Origin of the sequence: Acidovorax sp. M2(2025) (assembly GCF_049330835.1) — a bacterium.
Classification (GTDB): domain Bacteria; phylum Pseudomonadota; class Gammaproteobacteria; order Burkholderiales; family Burkholderiaceae_C; genus Acidovorax.
In genome coordinates this window covers 725,013-740,557 of record NZ_CP186262.1, presented here as the reverse complement: position 1 = coordinate 740,557, position 15,545 = coordinate 725,013, and the positions used below count along the sequence as shown (strand labels likewise).

Genomic DNA, 15,545 nt, shown 5'->3' with positions numbered 1-15,545 from the left:
CGTTCACCCTTTCTGTGCCGTGCCGGGGGCGGCCGCGCGCAAGCGCGCGAACTCGCGGTGTTCGTAGTCGATGTAAGCCTCCATCAGGCTGCGGTAGATGGCCTCGATCACGTCGGGCGGGCCGCCTTCGGCTGCAGCGCGTGCGCGGACGCGGTCCACGATGGCCTGGATGCGGCCCTCGTCGCGCACCTGCGCCGCATCCTGCTTGATGCGCGCGGCCTGCGTCATGTAGCCGCCGCGCTGCACGAGCAGCGGCACGAGGATGTCATCCAGCGCGTCGATATAGGCGCGCACGTCGTCCATGGTGGTGCAGTGCTGCACGGTGTCGATGGCGCGTGAGGTCTCGCGGCTCATTCCAGGCCCTCCTCGACGAGTTCGGCGGCGCGCAGCAGCGCGCGGGCCTTGTGCTCGGTTTCCTTCCACTCCAGCTCGGGCACCGAATCCGCCACCACGCCCGCGGCGGCCTGCACGTACAGCGTGCCGTTCTTGATGATGCCGGTGCGGATGGCGATGGCCACGTCCATGTCGCCCGCGTAGCTGAGGTAGCCGCAGGCGCCGCCGTACAGGCCGCGCTTGGTGGGTTCGAGCTGGTCGATCAGCTCCATCGCATGCACCTTGGGCGCGCCGGTGAGCGTGCCGGCCGGGAAGGTGGCCTTGAGCACGTCCATGCTGGTCATGCCGTCGTGCAGGATGCCCTCCACGTTGCTCACGATGTGCATCACGTGGCTGTAGCGCTCCACGGCGAAGGCCTCGGTCACCTTCACGGTGCCCGTCTTGGCGATGCGGCCGATGTCGTTGCGCGCCAGGTCGATCAGCATCACGTGCTCGGCGCGCTCCTTGGGGTCGTTGATGAGTTCCACCTCGGTCGCCTTGTCCTTCTCGGGCGTGGCGCCGCGCGGGCGGGTGCCGGCCAGCGGGCGGATGGTGATCTTGGCGCCCTCTTCGGTCTTCTCCTGGCGCACCAGGATCTCGGGGCTGGCGCCCACCACGTGGAAGTCGCCGAAGTCGTAGAAGTACATGTACGGCGACGGGTTCAGCGACCGCAGCGCGCGGTACAGGGAGAGGGGGCTTTCGGTGTAGCGCTTGTGGATGCGCTGGCCCACCTGCACCTGCATGAAGTCGCCGGCGGCGATCAGCTCCTTGGCGCGCTCCACGGCGGCCAGGTAGTCGGCCTTGGCGAAGTCGCGCTGGGCGGGATGGCTTTCGGTGGCCTTCACCACGGGCGCGCTCACCGAGTACTTGAGCTGTTCCTTCAGCTCGCGCAGGCGCTTCTTGGCGCGGGTGTAGGCCTCGGGCTGGGCGGGGTCGGCGTACACGATGAGGTACAGCTTGCCCGAGAGGTTGTCGATGACGGCCAGCTCCTCGCACTGCAGCAGCAGGATGTCGGGGCAGCCCAGCGTGTCGGGCGGGCAGGTGGACTCCAGCTTCTTCTCGATGTAGCGCACCGCGTCGTAGCCGAAGTAGCCGGCCAAGCCGCCGCAAAAACGCGGCAGGCCGGGCCGCAGCGCCACCTTGAAGCGCTTTTGGTACTCCGCAATGAAGTCCAGCGGATTGCCGGCCGCGGTCTCGACCACCTGCCCGTCGGTGACGACTTCGGTGCGCGCCTGGGCGCCGAAGCCGCTGGCGCGCAGCAGCGTGCGTGCGGGCAGCCCGATGAAGCTGTAGCGCCCGAAGCGCTCGCCGCCCACCACGGATTCGAGCAGGAAGCTGTGCTTGCCGCCGTCCTTGGTGTGCGCAAGCTTCAGGTACAGGGAAAGCGGTGTTTCCAGGTCCGCAAACGCCTCGACCATGAGCGGAATGCGGTTGTAGCCTTCGCCGGCCAGGCTTTTGAATTCAAGTTCAGTGATCACGGGGAGAACTCCCAGCTGTGGCAGCGCGTAGGCCCTGTGCGATGAAAAGGGGCGCTGCGGTCCATTCAAACGGCCCCGCCGCTGCAGGCGGGCGCCACGGGTGCACGCTGGGGCGTCGGCCCAGGTGCCATCAGGCGTTCAATGCGGCAGGCTGACGCCAGGGCCAGGCTCCCCGGTCGCTGCAACCTGTGATGAACACGTGATGAATGAACATGCCGCAAAGTGTAGCAAAGCTTTTTTGCAGGCCCCGCCGCGCCCGGCATGCGACATCGCACAACCCATCGAAAACCCTGTTGCACGGCAGCCGGAAGAGGCCAACAATGGCACCAGAAACGAACGATCGTTCTTTTTTTGGAGGAGCCGCGCATGAAGTTCTTGCACCAATGCGCCGTCGTGGCCGGGGCCTGCCTGCTGGTGGCAGCAAGCGCCACGGCCCAGCCCGTGACCGTGGCGGACGTGAAATACGAGGACACCGCCCAGCTCAATGCCAGCACCCTCCACCTCAACGGTGCGGGCGTGCGCTACAAGGCGGTCTTCAAGGTCTACACCGCGGGGCTGTACCTGGAGAAGAAGGCCACCACGCCCGCCGAGGTGATGGCCCTCAAGGGGCCCAAGCGCATCAGCATCACCATGCTGCGGGAGATCGACTCGTCCGAACTGGGCAAGCTGTTTTCGCGCGGCATGGAGGACAACCTGGACAAGGCGGCGTTCTCCAAGCTGATCCCGGGCGTGCTGCGCATGAGCCAGATCTTTTCAGACCACAAGAAGCTGCAGGCCGGCGACCAGTTCATGGTCGACTGGATCCCCGGCACGGGCACGGTGATCACGGTCAAGGGCAAGCCCCAGGGCGAGCCCTTCAAGGAGCCGGAGTTCTTCAACGCGCTGCTGGGGATCTGGCTGGGCAATGTGCCCGCCGACTGGAAGCTCAAGGACGCCTTGCTGGGCAAGCCGGCCTGACCCCTCGGACAAACCCTCACGAAATCAGGCCCCTGCGTGTCGCACGGCCGACAAGCGCGGCGCGGGCCCGCACGTAACCTTGTGTAAGCGACGCGGTGCCCGCTTCGCCGGCCCTGCCTGGGCCTTTGCCTTTCCAACCCTTGGGCGCTCATCAGCATGAAACTCAGCCATTTTCCCGTCGGACTGCGCCTGGGCGCCTCGTTCGGAGCCATCCTGCTCATCACCGCGCTGATTGCGGCCACGGGCATGTGGCGCATCGCCAGCCTGCAGCGCGCCAGCGAGCAGGTGGCAACGCAGGAGATCGAGCAGCAGATGCTGGTGGAGGACTGGGCGGCGGAGGTCCGGCTGAACTGGGTGCGCACGGAGGCCTTCCTCAAGGCCATTGACCGCGACTACATGGACAAGCTGGCGGCCGACACCCAGGCCGCCGCCCAAGGGGTGGACGCCAAGGTGCGGCGCATCGAAGCGCTGGTGCAGGGCGAGCCGGGCCGCGCGCTGCTGGCGGCCATTGCCACCGCGCGCAATGCCTACAACGGCAAGCAGTCCGAGATCCGCGAACTCCACCGGGGCGGCGAGCCCAACGTGCCGGCCATGGTGGACAAGGATCTGCGCCCGCTGGCCGACCAGTACCTGAAGGCGCTGGACGATCTGCGCAAGGCCATGGCCCGGCAGCTGGCGGAAAGCCAGTCCGACACGGCCACGCTGGCCCAGGCCAGCCAGGCGTTGCTGGGGGTGGGCACGCTGGTGGCCGTGGCGCTGGGCGCGCTGCTGGCATGGACCGTGACGCGCTCCATCATCCGGCCCCTGCAGCAGGGCAAAGAGGCCGCCGAGAGCATCGCCAACGGCGACCTGACGCACCCTGTGGACGCCGCCGGCCGCGATGAGACCGCGCAGCTGCTGCAGGCCCTGGCCGCCATGCAGGCGCGGCTGGCCACCATCGTGGGCAACGTGCGCCACAACGCGGAAGGCGTGGCCACGGCCAGCGTGGAAATCGCCACCGGCAACAACGACTTGTCCGCCCGCACCGAGCAGCAGGCCTCGGCCCTGCAGCAGACGGCGGCCTCGATGGAGCAACTGGGCTCCACCGTGCGCCAGAACGCCGACAACGCGCGCACGGCCAACCAGCTGGCGGTGAGCGCCAGCACGGTGGCCCAGCAGGGCGGCGCGGTGGTGGCCGAGGTGGTGGACACCATGAAGGGCATCAACGACAGCAGCAAGAAGATCGCCGACATCATCAGCGTGATCGACGGCATCGCCTTCCAGACCAACATCCTGGCGCTCAACGCCGCCGTGGAAGCCGCCCGCGCCGGCGAGCAGGGCCGCGGCTTTGCCGTGGTGGCGGGCGAGGTGCGCAGCCTGGCACAGCGCAGCGCCGAAGCCGCCAAGGAGATCAAGGGCCTGATCGGCACCAGCGTGGAGCGCGTGGAGCGCGGCACGGCCCTGGTGGACAAGGCCGGCACGACCATGGCCGAGGTGGTGGCCGCCATCCGCCGCGTGACCGACATCATGGGCGAGATCAGCGCCGCCAGCAGCGAGCAGAGCCAGGGCGTGAGCCAGGTGGGCGAGGCCATCACCCAGATGGACCAGACCACCCAGCAGAACGCCGCCCTGGTGGAGCAAAGCGCCGCCGCGGCCGACAGCCTCAAGACGCAGGCCGGCCAGCTGGTGCAGGCCGTGGCGGTGTTCCGCGTGCCGGGCGCCCACCAGGCTTCCGCAGGGCTGCAGGCACTCTCAAAAAGAGAGCTGCCAGCGCTTGCCAGCTCTTGATTCCAAGCATCTTTCTCATTGGAATCGAGAACTGGAAAGCGCTAGCAGCTCCTATTTTTAGAGCAACTCTCCCAGCGAATCCACAAACCCGTCCGCATCCACGGCCCGCACCGGCTGGCCGTGGTTGTAGCCGTAGGTGACCAGCACCACCGGGCAGCCCGCAGCGCGCGCCGCTTGCGCGTCGTTGCTGGAGTCCCCCACCATCAGCGTGCGCGCCGGCGCCGTGCCCAGGGCTTCGCAGGTCTTGGTGAGCGGCAGCGGGTCGGGCTTCTTGCGCTCAAAGGCATCGCCGCCGAACACCTGGGCGAAGTACCCCCGCAGGCCCTTGGCCTCCAGCAGCGGCAGCGCAAACGCGGTGGGCTTGTTGGTCAGGCACGCCAGGCGCACGCCCGCCGCGCGCAACGCGGCCAGCCCCGCCTCCACCCCCGGGTACACCGCGGCGTACCGGCCGTTGATGGCCAGGTAGTGCCGCTGGTAGCTGGCCCAGGCCTGCGGATACAGCGCTTCAATTTCGATAGCGGCTTGCGCTTTATCCACGGGCGCCAGCACATGGTGGAGCACTGAACGCAGCAAGTGCTCGGAGCCCTTGCCGACCATGGATTCGATCTGGGCCGCCGCGATGGCGGGCAGGCGCAGGTCCTGCAGCATGCGGTTGAGCGCTTCGCTGAAATCGCCCAACGTGTCCACCATGGTGCCGTCCAGGTCGATGATGGCGGCGTCCACGCGGGACGGAGTTACCGGAATGAGGTTCACAACAGCCGATGAGGGAAAGCTTGGAATGCCGGGAATGGTAGCGGCCCGTGCAAGCCGCCCCGCCGCTGCCGCCCTCGCCCCGCCGGCGTCAACCCCGCCGGACGGCCTCCGCCTGGTAGATGTCCATCTGCGGGCGGCCCTCGCAAAGCCCGGCCATGGCCTGCGCAAACGCGCGCGAGGCCTCCACCTGGAAATGCGCCTGCAGCGCGGCCATGTCGCTCCAGCGCTCGGTGAACACGAAGCGCAGCGGCTGCTGCACGTCGCGGCTGACCTCGTGGGACACGCACCCCGGCTCCGCCCGGGAGCGCAGCACGTGCTCCACGGCCAGGCGCTCCACCTCGGCCTCCGTGCCTGGGCGTGCGATGACATGGCCTGTGACGATGATCATGGGGAGGGTTCCTCTTCGCGTTGTGGTGGAACGAATGAATGAACGGACGAATGAACGGACGAATGGACGGTTGGCCCCACGCTCAACGCGCGCTGGCGCCGCCGTCGATGGGGATGATGGCGCCTGTCATGTAGCTCGACGCCCGTGACGCCAGCAGCAGCGCCAGCCCCTGGATCTCGCGCGGCTCGGCGATGCGGCCCAGCGGAATGTAGGTGCGCATGCGTTCGGCGCTCTCCGGCAGGCGCAGGCGGCCTCCGTTGATGCCGGTGGCAAAGGGGCCGGGGGCCATGGCGTTGACCAGGACGTTGAACGGCGCCAGCTCGATGGCCGCCTGGCGCACAAGGTTGTTCACCGCGGCCTTGGAGGCCACGTAGGCATAGCCGGAGTTCGCCTCCGAGCGCAGCCCGGCGATGGACGAGGTCACGATGATCCGCCCCTGCTGCCGGGGCTTCATGTGGCGCGCGGCTGCGCGCAGCGTGGCCAGCACGCCGCTGAGGTTCACCTGCAGCACCCGTTCCCACGATGCGGGGTCCACGTTCTCCAGGCGCCCCTGCTCCACCAGGAAGCCGCGCCCGGCGCTCATGCCCGCGTTGGCAAAGACGCAATCGATGGGCCCCTCGGCCGCCAGGGCGTCGATGTGGCGGTCCACCTCGGCGCCATCGCTCACATCGATCACCCGCTGCTGCACCTTGGCGTGCGTCAGGCGCAGGCGCTGCACTTCGGCGTCCAGCGCCGGGGCGTTGCTGTCGGACAGCACGACTTGCGCGCCGGCGTCCAGGAGGGCTTCTGCGATGGCCAGCCCGAGGCCGCTGGCGGCTCCGGTCACCAGCGCCCGCTGGCCGGTCAGATCAAACAAGGAAGGCAACGAGGCCATGGTTTCAGCAGTGCGCATCAACGGGCTCCTTGCAGCGGAATCAGGTGGTCCCAGCGCTCGGCGGCCTCGATCATGTAGTGCACGCTCAAGGTGACACGCTGGAAGAACCACTGCCCGTCCAGGCGGATGTATTCGTCGTCAAAGCGGCCCACCACATAAAAGCTCTTGCCGTCGCGCACGGGCCGGCCGTCCAGGTAGCTGGACCCCGTGCCCCGGTCGCCCTGCACCTGCACGGCATGGCTGTGGATGAACTGCCGGGCCGTTTGCACCGGAAACGCAGCGAAGAACGCACGGATGTTGTCGCGGCCCCGCACTTCGGGGCGCCCGCCGTAGGCCACGCAGGCGTCGGGGGCGAACAGTTCGTACAGGCGGTGGCCCGCGTCCTCGTTCACGAGCTCGTGGTAGCGGGCGCGCAGCGCGCGGATGGCTTCGATGCTCTCCATCCGTTCCACGCGCTCCGTGAGCGCCTGGATGGGGTCCTGAAGGGCCGCAAGCCCGGCCGGTGGGTGGGTTGCCGTCATGGAAAAGTCTCCTAGTGAATGTCGTGGAAATCGCCCATGATTTTTTGGGCGCGCTCCCTCACGGACGCGCCCGTGTGGGCGTGGGGAATGGCGTAGAAGCGGCGCGCGTGAATCGCCTCGACGGCGGCACGCGCGACATCCTCGGCGCTGACGGCGGAGGCGGCCATGCCGGCGCGCACCCGCTCTTCATAGGCTGCGGCCGTGGGGCCGGCCTCTGGCAACGCGGCGGGCCGGTTGCGCCGTGACTCATTGATGCGCGTGGCCACCAGGGAGGGGCACAGCACGGACACGCCAATGGGCGAGCCCGCCTGCTCCAGGTCCTTGGCCAGGCATTCCGAGAAGGCGACGACCGCGTGCTTGCTGGCGCAGTACACCGCAGAGCCCCCGACGGTGGCGAGGCCGGCGGCCGACGCGGTGTTGACGATGTGGGCCGGCGTGCCTCGGGCGCGCATGCGCGGCACGAAGCTGCGCACGCCATGCACCACGCCCATCAGGTTCACGCCCAGCACCCACCGCCAGTCGTCGTCCGTGGCGTCCCAGGCCGTGCCGAGCACGGCCACGCCGGCGTTGTTGAAAAGCCAGTCCACGCCACCTCGCCAGCGCCAGCTGGCCTCGGCCAGCCGCTCCACGTCCGCGGCGTCGGACACGTCGCAGCGCTGCACCAGGCAAGCAGCGCCGGCCGCCTCCACCAGCGCCTGGGTGGTCGCCAGGGCCTCAGCCTCGATGTCGGCGGCCACCACCGCCATGCCCTGGCCGGCGCAAGCCAGGGCCAGCGCGCGGCCGATGCCGCTGCCCGCGCCGGTGACCACGGCAACGCGGGGGCCGGGCATCACAGGCTTGCTCCGGACTTGCGGATCACCTCGCCCCACTTGGCGGCCTCGGCCGCCACGAAGGGCGCAAACTCCTCGTGCGGCATGCCCATCTTGACGCTCGAGACCGCGTCCAGCGACGCCGTGACCTCGGGGGATTTCAGCGCCTGCCCCACCGCGTCGGACAAGCGCTTGACGATGGGCGCGGGCGTGTGGGCCGGGGCAAAGACGCCGCCCCAGTTCATGGCCACCACGCTGGGGATTCCGGCCTCGGCCATGGTGGGCACCTGGGGCAGCACGGCGAGGCGGCCAGGGCTGGTGACGGCCAGCGCGGTGATTTTCCCGTCGCGGATCTGCGCCCGCGAGGTCTGCACGTAGTCGAACATCACGTCCAGGTTGCCGGCGATCAGGTCGACCATGGCCGCCGTGCTGGCCTTGTAGGGGATGTGGTTGAAGCGCGCACCCGTCTCGGTCTGCAGCAGTTCCAGGCACAGGTGCGCCGACGTGCCGTTGCCGCCGGAGCCAAAGTTGAGCTTGCCAGGATTGCGCTTGCCAAAGGCAATCACATCGGCCACGGTGCTGAACTTCATGCCGGGGTGGGCCACCAGCACGTTCGCGTTCCCGGTGAGCCCGTGGATGGCTACGAAGTCCTTGACCGGGTCGTACCGGATGTTCTTGAAGAGGGCCGTGTTCGTGCCCTGCGTTCCCTGCGTGCCGATCAGAAGGGTGTACCCGTCGGGCGCGGCGCGGGACACGAACTCGGCGCCGATGGAGCCGCTCACGCCCACCCGGTTGTCGATGACGATGGGCTGGCCCAGGTTGTCGCTCAGCGCCCGCGCGATCAGGCGCGCTTGCACATCCACCACGCTGCCCGCGGAGAACGGCACGACGAGGGTGATGGGGCGCTGCGGGTAGCTGCCCTGCGCGAAGGCCGATGGCGAGAGGGCCAGAGCCCCCAGGGAGGCCGAGAAATGGCGGCGGTTCATCATGGACTTGTCTCCTTCATCTTTTTTTTGGACATGCGGTGCCGCAGCGTGGGGTGCAGCCCGCGGCGGGCGCCGGGGCGCTCCGCCTTGCCTCACACCATGGCGAAACCGCCCGAGGCGCCGATGGTCTGCCCCGTGATGAACAGCGCCCGGTCCGAGGCCAGGAACGCCACGATGCCCGACACATCGGCCGGCCGCGACAGGCGCCCGACGCCCTTGGAGATGGGGTAGGCATTGAGCATCTTGCCCAGCAGCTCGTTGTTCTCCACCGTGGCGTGGATGTTCAGCGGGCCGTCCTTGATGCCCTCGTGCGACACGGCGCCCAGGGCCACCGAGTTGACGGTGACGGCGTGGCGGCCGTGCTCCCGCGCGAGGGCCTTGGCAAAGCCGGCAATGGCTGCCTTGGCGCCGGAATACACGGCCATGTTGGCCTCGCCGATGCGGCCCGCCTCGGAGATGATGTTGATGATGCGGCCCGTCTTGCGCCCGACCATGCCCGGCAGCACGGCGCGGCAGCAGTGCAGCGTGCCGTAGACGTTGAGGTTCACGATCTTGGCCCAGTCCGCCACGGGCGTATCGACAAAGGGGGGCGTGCGGCCGCCTTTCTCGCGGCGCTCGGGGATGATGCCCGCGTTGTTCACGAGCACCGTGATGGGCGCGCCGAAGTGCCGGGCGGCATCGGCCACCATGGCATCGACCGCCTCCAGCTGGGTGATGTCTGCGGGCGCGGCGTAAGCCTGGCCGCCGCTGGCGTTGATTTCATCGGCCACGGCCTGGGCGCGCTCGGCAAACAGGTCGTTCACCACGACGCGCGCGCCTTCCGCCGCCAGTTCGATGCAGATCTGCCGACCCACCCCTTGGCCGCCGCCGGTGACCAGCGCGACCTGTCCGTTCAATCCGAGTTGCATGGGATTCCTTTCGTGTTTGCTGTCTGAATGGGGGAACGCGTGCGGTACCGCACTACTGTCCCTTGAATTGGGGTTCGCGCTTCTCGACGAAGGCGCGCATGCCCTCGAGGCGGTCTTCGCTGTCGACGATCATGGAAGCCGCATAGCGCTCGTACTCCAGACCGGAGTCCAGGTCGGTCTGCATGCCGCGGTTGATGGCGCGCTTGGCAAAGCGCACGGCCAGCGGGGGATGGCGGGCGATGCGCTGGCTCAGCTCCATCGCGGCGGCCATCAGCCCGGCCTGCGGCAGCACGCGGCTGACCAGCCCGTAGCGCAGCGCGGTTTCGGCATCCACCAGATCGGCGGTGAGGATCAATTCCTTGGCGCGGGCCTCGCCAATCACGCGGGGCAGGCGTTGCGTGCCGCCGGCCGCGGGGATCACGCCCAGCTTGAGCTCCGGAAGGCCGAAGCGGGCGTGGTCGGCGGCGATGCGCAGGTCGCAGCACAGCGCGATCTCCAGCCCGCCGCCCAGGGCCACGCCATTGATGGCGGCAACGACGGGCTTCTCGAACTCCTCGATGTTGCGGAATAGCTCGTGGGTGGCCTTCTGGCGCACGAAGTATTCCGTGCCGCGCACCACGTCGGTGGCGCGCTCCTTGATGTCGGCACCAGCGCAGAACGCCTTGTCTCCGCTGCCGGTGACGAGGACCGCCCTCACCTGGTCATCGTTTCTCGCCAGTTCAAAGAAGGCGCGGGCGAGGTCGGTCTTCATCGTGCCGCCCAGCGTGTTCATCCGGTCGGGCCGGTTCAGCGTGATCACGGCCACGCGGTCACGCACTTCATAGAGCAGCGTGCCCAGGTCCTGGATGTCAGGGGTCGTCATTGGCTTGCTTTCAAAGAATGGGCAGGGGGCGCTTCAGGCGGATGCCGAGAGCACATGGGCGACGGAGACGGAGCCGAGCCCGATCATGTGGGCCATGCCCCAGCGGGCGTGGGCATGCTGGCGGCCTTCGGCCTCGCCACGCAGCTGGCGGGTGATTTCCGCCAACTGGCCGATGCCGGTGGGGCCCAGCGGATGCCCCATGCCGATGAGGCCGCCCGAGGCGTTGATGGCGCAGCGGCCGCCGATCTGCGAATCTCCGCGCGCCAGGTAGCGCGCGCCCTCGCCGGGGTCGCACACGCCAATGGCCTCGCTGTACAGCAGCTCCTCCACCGAAAAGGCGTCGTGCAGTTCCAGCAGGTCGAGCTCCTGGGGCGCGATGCCGGCTTGCTCAAAAGCCGCCTGCGCGCTGCTGCGCACCAGTTCCACGGCGCTGTCGCCGTAGTGCGTCTCGGGGCGCTCGCTGCCCGCCACCGACGCCCGCACGCGCACGCAGCGGCGCGCATCCAGCCCCATCTTGCGGATCGCGTGGCCGGACACCACCATCACGGCGGCCGCACCTTCGCCCCGGGGGCAGCACTGCTGCACGGTGAGGTCGCCCACCACGCGGGGCGACGCCAGCACCTGCTCCAGCGTGCGCGGCTTGCGGAACTGCGCGAACGGATTGCGCGCAGCGTTGGCGTGGTTCTTCACCGCCACGCCGGCCATTTCCTCCACCGAGGCGCCGCGTTCGCGCAGGTAGGTGCGCGCCATCATGGCGAACTTCACCGCCGGGATCGTGGCCGTCTCGCTCAGCCGCTCCAGGCCGTCCTTGTTGGCGGCGCGGCGGCCATCGCCGTGCTTGTCCACGCCCACGGCCAGCACCACATCGCTCATGCCGGTGGCCACTTCCATGCAGGCCTGGCGGAAGGCGAACGAGCCGGAGGCCGAAGCGTTCTCCACCTGCGTCACCGCCAGGCCGGAGGAGCCGAGGTGGCGCAGCATCACGCGGCCCGCGGCCATGCCGATGGAGGTCGTGCCCACATAGGCGCTTTGCACGCGGTCCCAGGGCAGCCCTGCGTCGGCCAGCGCGGCGCGCACCGCCGTGAGGCCCAGCACCGTGTAGGGCGTCTCGGTGGGGAACTGGTACGGGTGCAGGCCGATGCCGGCAATGAACACGCCGCCGTTGGCGTCGAGCCAGCCACCGGCCTGGGTTTCAGCGCTGCGGCTCATTGCACGGCCTCCGCGTTGGCGGGGACGAAGCGGCAGGCGTACACGCCGTCGGCTTCATTCACCGCAGCCACCGCCTGCAGGGCCATGCCGGGCCGCAGCAGCGCTTCATCGGCCACGGCAATCACCCCCTCCTCAATGATTCCGGGCGCAATGCGGATGTCGCCGGCAATGCTGGGCGCGGCCATGCCCGGCAGCAGCGGCACGTGCAGGGTGACGAATTCCAGCAGTTCCCCGCCGCCGGGGCGGGTGACTTGCGCGGCACCCTCCAGCGGCTGCCCGCAATGCATGCAGCCCGGCACATTCGCCGGAAAGCTTAAGCCCCCGCAGGCGCTGCATTGCGTGAAGAGGAAATGGAGGGAGCGGCCGTCTTCAGCCAGCGCGTAGAGCGTGGGCTGCGCCGGCTTCAAGGAAGCCTGGGTATCAGTCATGGGCAGGATGGGGGTCAAGGAACAAAGGGGAACGTGGGCGGCCGTGCGGGCGCCGCCCGGCCTATCAATCGAGCTTGGCGCCGGACTGCTGGACCACGGCGCGCCAGCGGGTCATCTCCGACTTCACGAAGGCGCCCAGCTTGGCGTCGCGCAGGCCGACAAGCGGAACGCTGCCGAACTTCTCGGTGGCCTGCAGCATTTCGGGGTTCACGATGGCCTTGGCGATCTCGTCGCCCAGGCGCTTGACGATGTCCGGCGGCGTCTTGGCCGGCACAAATACCGCGCCCCAGGCCGTGGACTCGGCTTCCGGAACGCCCAGTTCCCCCACGGTGGGCACGTCGGGCGAACTCGGCAGCCGCGCCTTGGAGGTGACGGCCAGCGCCTTGAGCTTTTGCGCCTGCACCTGGGGCAGCACCACGGCCGGGTAGTCGAACATCAGGTCGATGCTGCCGGCCATGAGGTCAGTGAGCGCGGGGGCGCTGCCGCGGTACGGCACGTGGGTCATCTTGATGCCTGCCGCGCTCTGGAACAGCTCGGCCGTCAGGTGGGTGCCGGTGCCCGGCCCCGCGGAGCCGTAGTTGAGCTTGCCGGGGTTGGCCTTGGCGTAGGCAATCAGCTCGGGCACCGTCTTGAACGGGCGCGAGGGATTGATGACCAGCATCAGCGGCGTCTCGGACATGGCGTGCACGGGCACGAAGTCCGCCACCGGGTCATAGCGCACGTTCTTGTACAGCGCCAGGTTGGCGCCATGCGTTCCCTGCGTGCCGTAAATGAGGGTGTAGCCGTCCGGCGGCTGGCGCGAAGCCGACTCGACCCCGATGGAGCCGCCGGCGCCCGGGCGGTTGTCCACCACCACCGACTGCCCTAGCTGCGTGCTGAGCAGCTTGGCCAGAAGCCGCGACGTGTTGTCCGTGATGCCCCCGGGCGGGAACGGCACCACAAAGGTGATCGGCTTGCTGGGCCAGGCATCGCCCGCCGCATGAAGGACGCCGAAGGCCAGCGAGGCCACACCAAAAACGACCAGTTTTCGCAAGGTTCTACGCATGCTTGTCTCCGTTTTTTTGTTGCCACTTGATTGCGGCTGGTCGTAGAATACTTCAATATTTCGTAGACATGCAATACCTCGAGTCGCGCGATTGACAAAGGAATCCCGGGAAAATGGCCTGCCAAAGCTATCGTTTCATTGGTATCCACGGACTATGATTCGTTGATATCTACGAAATACCGGAGTAAGAAATGCCCACCATCGTCCCCGCCGCCTCGCGCACCATGGCCCTGCTGGAGGTCTTCGCCCGCGAGCGCCGTGAACTCTCCAATTCCGACCTCGCACGCCTGATGGACCTGCCGGAGAGCAGTTGCTCCGACCTGCTGCACACGCTGCACGAGCTGGGGTACCTGATGCGCACCGCGCGCACGCGGCGCTTCTATCCCACGGCCCGGCTGCTCACCATCGCCAAAGGCATTGCCGCGGGGGACTCGCTCTACGCAGTGGCGTCGGAGGCCTGCGAACTGCTGCGCGACAAGACCGGCGAGACGGGCATGTGCGGCCGGGTCGAGGCCGGCGTGGTGAAGGTGCTGGCCTTTGCGGAAGGCACGCACCCGCTGCGCTACGTGGAAAACGTGGGCAACAAGATCGCGCTGCACGTCTCTGCCCTGGGCAAGGCCGTCCTGTCGCTGGGCACGCCCGAGGAGGCCGCGCGCCAGCTGCGGCTCAAGCCGCTCAAGCAGATTGCCCCCGGCTCCATCACCGACCTCGCGGTGCTGGAGGCCCAGGTGGAGCAGGCCCGCCAGCAAGGCTGGATGTGGGTGGAAAACGAAGGCTTTGACGGCCTGGCCGCCATCGCCGTGGCCGGCTACCTGGGCGACGAACCGCTCGCCCTGTCGATTGCCGGCCCCACGGAGCGGCTGCGCCGCACGCAGGAGGCCTGCCTGCAGGCCCTCAAGGAGGTGCAGGCCCTCGTATTCCACGCACCCAACGCCCCGCCGCCACTGCGGGCCCCCACGGGGCGGCGCAGCGCCGGCACCAAAGACACCAGCCCCGCCTAGCGGCGGGGCCCACGCATTCACTACCAGGAGACCGTTCCATGTTTGCCGCCATGAATTCCGAACAAGAGATGCTGCGCGACAGCGTGCGCCGCTTCATGAAAAGCGAAGTCGCGCCCCACGTCGCCCAGCACGACAAGGGCAAGACCTTCCCGTTCGAACTGCTCCAGGAGCTGTCCCAGTTCGGGTACATCGGCGGCCGGCTGCCCGAGGCCCAGGGCGGCATGGACATGGACCAGATGACCTGGGCCATGCTCATGGAGGAAGCCGGCTACACCTGGCTGTCGCTGCGGACCATGGTCAACATCACCAACGCCGCCATCAACAAGCTGGCGGCAGAGGCCAACGAGGAGCAGCGCGAGCGCTTCCTCAAGCCCTTGCTGGCGTCGAAGCGCCGCGTGTTCAACGCCATCAGCGAGCCGGGCACGGGCTCCAACATCGCCCAGGTGCAGACGCGTGCGGACTTGCAGGGCGACCACTACGTGCTCAACGGCCGCAAGCTGTGGATCACCAACGGCGCCTTTGGGGACTTCGGCATCGTGGTCGCCCGCACGTTCAGCCCGGATTGCCAGGGCGGACTCTCCACCTTCCTGGTGGAGCGCGACGTTTCCCCCTACGAGATGCGGCCTGTGGACACGATGGTCCTGCGCAGCACCGGCACGGCGGAGCTCTCGTTCGACAACGTCAAGGTGCCGCGCGAGAACCTGCTGGGCGAAGAAGGCAACGCGCTCAAGAAGATGCTGATGGGGCTGGACAGCGCCCGCGTCAACATCGCCATGGGCGCGGTCGGCGCCGCGCAGGCAGCGCTCGACCTGTCCATCGACTACGCGCGCACCCGCACGCAGTTCGGCAAGCCCATCGGCAGCTTCCAGCTGGTGCAAAAGCTCATCGTGGACATGACGATCCGCGTGGAAGCCGCGCGTGCGCTGGGCCTGCGCGCCGCCGCGGCGCTGGATGCCAATGCCGATGCGCGCACTGCCTGCTCCATTGCCAAGCTCTACGCCACCGAGGCCGCGCACGAGGTGGCCAGCATGGCCCTGCAAGTACATGGCGGCCTGGGCTATGCCACCGAGTACCCCATCGAGCGCATCTTCCGCGACACGCGCGGCGGCACGATCCCCGAAGGCACCACCGAAGTGCAGACCCTGATCGCCGGCCGCGAAATCCTGGGCATCTCGGCGATTGCCTGA

The 15,545-nt window shown here is 68.4% G+C and carries 17 protein-coding genes; 4 read left to right on the top strand and 13 right to left on the bottom strand.

Annotation, left to right across the window (positions count from 1 at the left end):
* Positions 1 to 3: 3 nt before the first annotated feature.
* Together ACOYR3_RS03385 and trpE are read right to left on the bottom strand one after the other, a co-directional pair.
* Entirely contained in the window at positions 4 to 354 is a 351-nt protein-coding gene (locus tag ACOYR3_RS03385; protein ID WP_291486893.1) for a chorismate mutase, read from the bottom strand.
* Positions 351 to 1,850, bottom strand: coding sequence for an anthranilate synthase component I (gene trpE, locus ACOYR3_RS03380; protein ID WP_422845094.1), 1,500 nt, complete (start codon positions 1,848 to 1,850; stop codon positions 351 to 353). Before trpE ends, ACOYR3_RS03385 begins: the two co-directional genes overlap by 4 nt.
* Positions 1,851 to 2,216: 366 nt before the next feature.
* On the opposite strand from trpE, the gene ACOYR3_RS03375 reads away from it, so the two are divergent.
* Entirely contained in the window at positions 2,217 to 2,807 is a 591-nt protein-coding gene (locus ACOYR3_RS03375; RefSeq protein WP_422845093.1) for a chalcone isomerase family protein, read from the top strand.
* A gap of 156 nt (positions 2,808 to 2,963) precedes the next feature.
* The gene (locus ACOYR3_RS03370; RefSeq protein WP_422845092.1) at positions 2,964 to 4,574 is read left to right on the top strand and encodes a methyl-accepting chemotaxis protein; all 1,611 of its coding nucleotides are present in this window, start codon (positions 2,964 to 2,966) and stop codon (positions 4,572 to 4,574) included.
* 57 nt (positions 4,575 to 4,631) lie between these two features.
* On the opposite strand, the gene gph is transcribed toward ACOYR3_RS03370, so the two are convergent.
* The 11 genes from gph to ACOYR3_RS03315 form a co-directional block, all read right to left on the bottom strand.
* Positions 4,632 to 5,264, bottom strand: a complete 633-nt coding sequence (gph, locus tag ACOYR3_RS03365; protein ID WP_422846516.1) for a phosphoglycolate phosphatase — start codon at positions 5,262 to 5,264, stop codon at positions 4,632 to 4,634.
* A 151-nt stretch (positions 5,265 to 5,415) separates the two neighbouring features.
* A complete protein-coding gene (locus tag ACOYR3_RS03360; RefSeq protein ID WP_422845091.1) occupies positions 5,416 to 5,715 on the bottom strand; it encodes a putative quinol monooxygenase in 300 nt (99 codons plus the stop codon).
* 82 nt (positions 5,716 to 5,797) lie between these two features.
* On the bottom strand, positions 5,798 to 6,607 hold the full coding sequence (locus ACOYR3_RS03355; RefSeq protein ID WP_422845090.1) for an SDR family NAD(P)-dependent oxidoreductase: 810 nt from the start codon (positions 6,605 to 6,607) through the stop codon (positions 5,798 to 5,800).
* Positions 6,607 to 7,110 (bottom strand): nuclear transport factor 2 family protein, encoded by a 504-nt coding sequence (locus tag ACOYR3_RS03350; protein WP_422845089.1) that lies wholly within the window; start codon positions 7,108 to 7,110, stop codon positions 6,607 to 6,609. The genes ACOYR3_RS03355 and ACOYR3_RS03350 overlap by 1 nt, the downstream gene beginning before the upstream one ends.
* 11 nt (positions 7,111 to 7,121) lie before the next feature.
* Positions 7,122 to 7,940, bottom strand: coding sequence for an SDR family NAD(P)-dependent oxidoreductase (locus tag ACOYR3_RS03345; protein ID WP_422845088.1), 819 nt, complete (start codon positions 7,938 to 7,940; stop codon positions 7,122 to 7,124).
* Positions 7,940 to 8,908, bottom strand: coding sequence for a Bug family tripartite tricarboxylate transporter substrate binding protein (locus ACOYR3_RS03340; RefSeq protein WP_422845087.1), 969 nt, complete (start codon positions 8,906 to 8,908; stop codon positions 7,940 to 7,942). Before ACOYR3_RS03340 ends, ACOYR3_RS03345 begins: the two co-directional genes overlap by 1 nt.
* Before the next feature lie 89 nt (positions 8,909 to 8,997).
* Entirely contained in the window at positions 8,998 to 9,813 is an 816-nt protein-coding gene (locus tag ACOYR3_RS03335; RefSeq protein WP_422845086.1) for an SDR family NAD(P)-dependent oxidoreductase, read from the bottom strand.
* A gap of 52 nt (positions 9,814 to 9,865) precedes the next feature.
* On the bottom strand, positions 9,866 to 10,675 hold the full coding sequence (locus ACOYR3_RS03330; RefSeq protein WP_422845085.1) for an enoyl-CoA hydratase/isomerase family protein: 810 nt from the start codon (positions 10,673 to 10,675) through the stop codon (positions 9,866 to 9,868).
* 33 nt (positions 10,676 to 10,708) lie between these two features.
* Positions 10,709 to 11,884, bottom strand: a complete 1,176-nt coding sequence (locus ACOYR3_RS03325; protein WP_422845084.1) for a thiolase family protein — start codon at positions 11,882 to 11,884, stop codon at positions 10,709 to 10,711.
* Positions 11,881 to 12,312, bottom strand: a complete 432-nt coding sequence (locus tag ACOYR3_RS03320; RefSeq protein ID WP_422845083.1) for a Zn-ribbon domain-containing OB-fold protein — start codon at positions 12,310 to 12,312, stop codon at positions 11,881 to 11,883. The genes ACOYR3_RS03325 and ACOYR3_RS03320 overlap by 4 nt, the downstream gene beginning before the upstream one ends.
* A gap of 64 nt (positions 12,313 to 12,376) precedes the next feature.
* Positions 12,377 to 13,357, bottom strand: a complete 981-nt coding sequence (locus ACOYR3_RS03315) for a Bug family tripartite tricarboxylate transporter substrate binding protein (protein ID WP_422845082.1) — start codon at positions 13,355 to 13,357, stop codon at positions 12,377 to 12,379.
* 191 nt (positions 13,358 to 13,548) lie between these two features.
* Between ACOYR3_RS03315 and ACOYR3_RS03310 the strand changes: the two genes are divergently transcribed.
* Together ACOYR3_RS03310 and ACOYR3_RS03305 are read left to right on the top strand one after the other, a co-directional pair.
* Positions 13,549 to 14,358 carry an IclR family transcriptional regulator gene (locus ACOYR3_RS03310; protein ID WP_422845081.1) on the top strand — a complete coding sequence of 270 codons (810 nt, stop codon included), beginning with the start codon at positions 13,549 to 13,551 and terminating at the stop codon, positions 14,356 to 14,358.
* A 50-nt stretch (positions 14,359 to 14,408) separates the two neighbouring features.
* Positions 14,409 to 15,545: an acyl-CoA dehydrogenase family protein gene (locus tag ACOYR3_RS03305; protein ID WP_422845080.1), complete on the top strand. Its 1,137-nt coding sequence runs from the start codon at positions 14,409 to 14,411 to the stop codon at positions 15,543 to 15,545.